General features: G+C 41.4%; 4 protein-coding genes. All 4 read left to right on the plus strand.

Translation table 11 applies throughout. From position 1 onward, the window contains the following. Positions 1-391 precede the first annotated feature (391 nt). Positions 392-2,290 carry a GGDEF domain-containing protein gene (locus ACED29_RS01155; RefSeq protein WP_347690008.1) on the plus strand — a complete coding sequence of 633 codons (1,899 nt, stop codon included), beginning with the start codon at positions 392-394 and terminating at the stop codon, positions 2,288-2,290. A gap of 140 nt (positions 2,291-2,430) precedes the next feature. Next, a complete protein-coding gene (gene rsxA, locus ACED29_RS01160) occupies positions 2,431-3,009 on the plus strand; it encodes an electron transport complex subunit RsxA (RefSeq protein ID WP_124014721.1) in 579 nt (192 codons plus the stop codon). Positions 3,010-3,011: 2 nt separating this feature from the next. Then, positions 3,012-3,590, plus strand: a complete 579-nt coding sequence (gene rsxB / locus ACED29_RS01165) for an electron transport complex subunit RsxB (protein WP_124015021.1) — start codon at positions 3,012-3,014, stop codon at positions 3,588-3,590. Then, on the plus strand, positions 3,584-5,376 hold a 1,793-nt coding region (rsxC, locus tag ACED29_RS01170; RefSeq protein ID WP_371696798.1), incomplete at its 3' end, for an electron transport complex subunit RsxC. The genes rsxB and rsxC, both read left to right, overlap by 7 nt.

The raw sequence follows: 5,376 nt of genomic DNA on the forward strand, positions 1-5,376 counted from the left end.
TTCAGTTGGTAGAACGGCGGACTGTTAATCCGTATGTCACTGGTTCGAGTCCAGTCTGGGGAGCCATTATTATTAACTTCATCGCACAGCTAAAACTCCCCTCCTACGAACCTCCCATGTAATTCAATATCTTATTAGTCATTGATGATCCTTTATCATTGGTCATTTATGTTAAAATTTTTGTGATTACAATCGTTAAATTTTCTATCGGAAATATAACCTTAGATTAATCATTATTTAATCTCATTTCTGCTATGATATTATTGGTTATTATACAAACTATATAGCGCATTTTACTTTTGGTTAAAAAACGACATTCGAACCACTGCAGCACAAGGTTTGTGCCAGAACGAGCAAGTTTAACCAAACATACTCAAGGAATAGATGTTTTATGGGCTTATCGAAATCCTTTCAGCTTGTTCTTTTTATCGTTTTCGGTTTATTAATTTTCCGAATTTTTACGGTGGAAAATAATGAAGTTCAACAACAAGGTGAAATTGCACGGGTTAATTATCAGCAATACGTGCAAACTATTGATCAGTGGCAAGGGAGTGGCGAAGCACTATACCAGCTTATGTCTGAAAAATTTTCGTTTCAGTTTTTTCAGTATATTGATAAAACTGATAATAATAACAATTTTACTCATGGCAGCTTACTTCGCCCAGCGGGAGATTTCGCCAGTGAAATCTTCAATATTGAATTAGGTCATGTACAAAATTTTCCTGACGGTCGCTTACAAGTTAGATTAGATACCGCGAGCGTATTATCAGCCAGTTTTGATGATTTACAACAGACAGCAACCTTATTGATTATCGCTTATGTGTCATTGATGTTGTTATTTGCATTGCTGATGCAACTACACCGCCGAAGAATCAACTATGCTGCCGAATACATCTCTCATATTCCTGATTTATCGTTCCTCGCCATTGAGAAATCGCGCTTTCCAGGTGTTTTAAGACCACTCGGTAATACACTGGAAATTTGTCGCAGCCAATTAAAGCTCAACTTAGATCGTGTCAGAAAAGAGAATGAACAGTTAACTAAAGCCGCATATCAAGATCCCGTCAGTGGATTTTCAACTCGACAACGTTTTACACAACATATTGAAGCAATTAGTAAAACGGATAAGCAACAGTATGGTGTACTCATAGTCGTTAAGGCTGCTGAACTGGCAAGCATCAATCAGTTGCATGGACGTGCTGCTGGAGATGATTATTTAGCAAAATTGGCAACCTGTATTCGAAAATCGCTAGCTAATCTTGGAATGAGTGAGTGCTTTAGAATCTCAAGTGGTGATTTTGCTATTTTTATTGACAGCATTTCACTTAAAGAAGGCGAACGATTTTTAGAACACCTTAAACGCCACTTAGATGAATATGCTCAAACAACTAAAAGTGATTCCATTGCACATGCTGGTATGGTGCCCTATCAGCAAGGTAACGAGCCATTGGCATTGATGGCATTAGCCGATACGGCCGTCAGCGTGGCGCAAACAATGGGGCCCAATCGTTACTATCAATTAGAGAAACTATCGGGTAGTGAGCAAATAAGCACGGAACATTGGAAAATCACTATAGATGACTTAATTAATCGAAGAAGTATTAAATTTTATCAACAACCTATCCAACCTTGTAATAATGCGACTGAAGTTTACCGTGAATTATTAGCACGCTTTTATAATGTCGAAGGTAAACATTTACCCACTACCACTGTTATTGCAATGGCTGAACGATATGGGATGAGTGTTGAATTAGATAAAATGATCGTGACACAAACCATTAAGGTGTTGAGTGAGAACCCAAGCATTTCAGGCCACATGGGAGTTAATATCAGTGCTTCTTCAGCACATCAAGACGGTTTTACCATGTGGCTTAAAGACATATTAACTAAAAATCGAGGCACAGCGGCTCGATTGGTGTTTGAACTGAATGAATCAGGCATGCAAACTAATTTAGAATCTAGCCATAATTTTGTAAACGAGATACACAAAGCTGGAGCAAAAGTGGCTATCGAGCGCTTTGGTTTAGGCTTTACATCATTTAAGTTTTTCCGAGAGGTTCGTCCTGATTTTATCAAGTTAGACAGTAGTTACAGTGACAATATCGAACAGGACAATAATAATAAGTTCTTTGTCCGGATGATTGTCGATATTGCTAAACGCATCAGTATCCGTGTTATCGCTACTGGGGTTGAAAAACAAGACGAAAAGCTGACGTTAGAAAAACTGTTAGTTGATGGTATGCAAGGTTATTATATTGCTAAACCTGAGTTATTGTTAAATAAACAGTAAAAACAACGTTAATATACGGTAAATATATCGCTTTTATTCTAAGGTTAAACATTTTATGTTTAACCTTATTTTTTATCCGTTGTTTATCGGCGCCAAACCTAAGATAATACTCGTATCTATTGGTCAAAAAAATTGTAGCAATGACAGAGTATCTTCTCCTGTTGATCGGCACAGTGCTGGTAAATAACTTCGTTCTGGTAAAATTCTTAGGTCTATGCCCTTTTATGGGGGTGTCGAGCAAATTAGCGTCGGCGATCGGCATGTCAATGGCCACCACGTTTGTGTTGACCCTCGCTTCTATTCTGAGTTATTTAACCAACGAATTTTTACTGCAACCTTTTGACTTAAGCTATTTACGCACCATGAGCTTTATTTTAGTTATTGCTGTTGTCGTACAGTTCACTGAAATGGTGGTGCAAAAAACTAGCGCGTCTTTACATCGTGCTTTGGGAATTTATCTACCGCTTATTACCACCAATTGCGCGGTATTAGGCGTGGCATTGCTTAACGTTAATGAAGACCATAACTTTATTGAATCGGCTATTTATGGTTTTGGTGCTGCTGTTGGTTTTTCTCTAGTGTTAATTTTATTTTCAGCCATGCGTGAGCGCTTGGCTGCTGCAGACGTGCCCTTACCTTTTCAAGGTGGTGCGATTGCGATGATCACTGCAGGTTTAATGTCATTAGCCTTTATGGGGTTTGCGGGGCTGGTTAACTAATGTTGTCGAGTATATTCATTGCTGTAGCGATATTGACCGTTTTAGCGTTAGCATTTGGAGTCATTTTAGGCTTTGCATCGAAAAAGTTTAAAGTCGAAGGCAATCCTATTGTTGATCAAGTTGACACCCTGCTGCCACAGACTCAGTGTGGACAATGTGGCTATCCGGGTTGCCGGCCCTATGCCGAAGCCATTGCCAATGGCGATAAAATCAATAAATGTCCTCCTGGTGGTACTGCTACCATGGAAAAGATTGCCGAACTCATGGGCGTAGAACCGGAACCATTAGGTGAAGCAGCCCAAGCCAATGTGAAAAAAGTGGCTTATATCCGCGAAGATGAATGTATTGGCTGTACTAAATGTATTCAAGCATGCCCAGTCGACGCTATTTTAGGGGCTGGAAAATTAATGCATACCGTGATTGCCAAAGATTGTACTGGCTGCGATTTATGCGTTGAACCTTGTCCCGTCGATTGTATTGACATGATCCCCGTTGAAACCACTATACAAAATTGGGATTGGAAATTACGCGCAATTCCAATAAGCGTAATCGATCAACAGCAAGAGGATAAACGGTGTTAACGTTATTAGAGCAATTAGATAAAGGTCATTTGTGGCGCTCTCCTGGCGGGATCCATCCACCTGAACTGAAAACATTATCCAATCAAAGCGTAATATCATCGTTACCCTTGCCATCGCGATTTGTCGTACCGGTTCCCCTCGTCGGGCAACTTGCGACCATGAGTGTCAAGGTGGGTGACCACGTACTAAAAGGACAAGCTCTCACTGAAGGAGCTGGCTTTACTTATTTGCCTGTTCACGCGCCTACCTCTGGTGTGGTTGTCGCCATAGAGCAACATAACAGTAATCATGCTTCTACATTGCCAGTATTAAGCTGCATCATCGAAGCTGATGGTCAAGATACTTGGTGTGAATTAATACCAAACCAGCTTGAACAACTGTCAAAGTCGGCTATTTTAGACAAAATTAAACAAGCGGGTATTGCGGGTATGGGCGGCGCAGCGTTTCCCAGCCACGTAAAACTTAACCCTGCCAGTGAAATAGATTTAGTGATCATTAATGGTGTCGAGTGTGAACCCTACATCAGCGCCGATGACAGATTAATGCGTGATTACAGTGATGAGATCTTAACTGGGATCAGCATTATTCATCACTTACTCAATCCTCAGCGCATTGTTATCGCTATTGAAGATAATAAACCTGAAGCAGCAAAAGCAATGCAAGCGGCAATTACTCGCAGTACATTGCCTAATGATATTATTCGCGTCACGGTTATTCCGACCAAGTATCCTTCTGGCGGTGAAAAACAACTGATTCAAATTATTACCGGTAAAGAAGTACCCAGTGGAGCCATTCCAGCCCAACTTGGTATTGTGATGCATAACGTCGGTACCGCCTATGCGATTCAAGAAGCCGTTTTACAAGGTAAGCCACTTATTGAACGCGTTGTCACTTTCACTGGGGAACGCGTCGGAAAACCAGGAAACTATTGGCTTCGCATAGGAACAACGGTGGCCGATGCTCTAAATCAAGTCAGCTTTGCCCCAGATAATGGCCAAAAAGTTATTGTGGGTGGCCCAATGATGGGATACGCACTAGCAGATCTTGATGTGCCAATATTAAAAGGTACTAACTGCTTACTGACCCCCAGCCAAGCAGAAATCGCCCCAGACGCAGATGAGAAAGCCTGTATTAGATGTGGTGAGTGTGCAGTTGCCTGCCCGGCATTATTGCTACCTCAGCAATTATTTTGGCATGCAAAGGCCGAAGAATACGATAAGGCTGCCAGCTTTAACTTAAAAGACTGCATAGAATGTGGTTGTTGCAGTTACGTATGCCCAAGTGATATTCCATTAGTAGAATACTATCGCGTGGCTAAATCTGCGCTGAAAAATACTGCAGAAGAAAAACTACAAGCTGAAAGAGCAAAACAACGTTTTGAAGTGCGCCTACAACGACTTGAAGATGAAAAAACGGCTCGAGAAGAAAAATCTAAGCAAGCAGCGGCTAAACGCCAAGCGAATATGAAATCGAGCGACAAAGATGCCGTTGCCGCTGCAATGGCACGTATTGCAGCTAAAAAGGCTCAAACAGCAGATGCGACAAAGGACTCAGTCTCAACACAAACAAACATTACCGATGCACCAAGTGTAGCTGTAGACAGTTCGGACGCGAAGAAAACCGCGGTTAGTGCAGCAATTGAGCGTGCTAAAGCTAAAAAAGCCGCTATTGCAGCTCAGTCTTTAGCTGATAAGCAAGCTGATGTCACAGAGGCAACGGCTGATCATTCCGCTGATAATATCGACGACAAGAAAGCAAAAATTGCCGCTGCGGTAGCTCGAGCAAA

It is taken from the genome of Shewanella sp. 5S214 (assembly GCF_041439795.1).
Classification (GTDB): Bacteria; Pseudomonadota; Gammaproteobacteria; order Enterobacterales; family Shewanellaceae; genus Shewanella; species Shewanella vesiculosa.

What these genes read in the sequence shown, in the direction of transcription:
- rsxA (WP_124014721.1), top strand. Translation starts at nt 2,431, where the DNA reads ATGACAGAGTATCTTCTCCTGTTGATCGGCACAGTGCTGGTAAATAAC.
- ACED29_RS01155 (WP_347690008.1), top strand. Translation starts at nt 392, where the DNA reads ATGGGCTTATCGAAATCCTTTCAGCTTGTTCTTTTTATCGTTTTCGGT.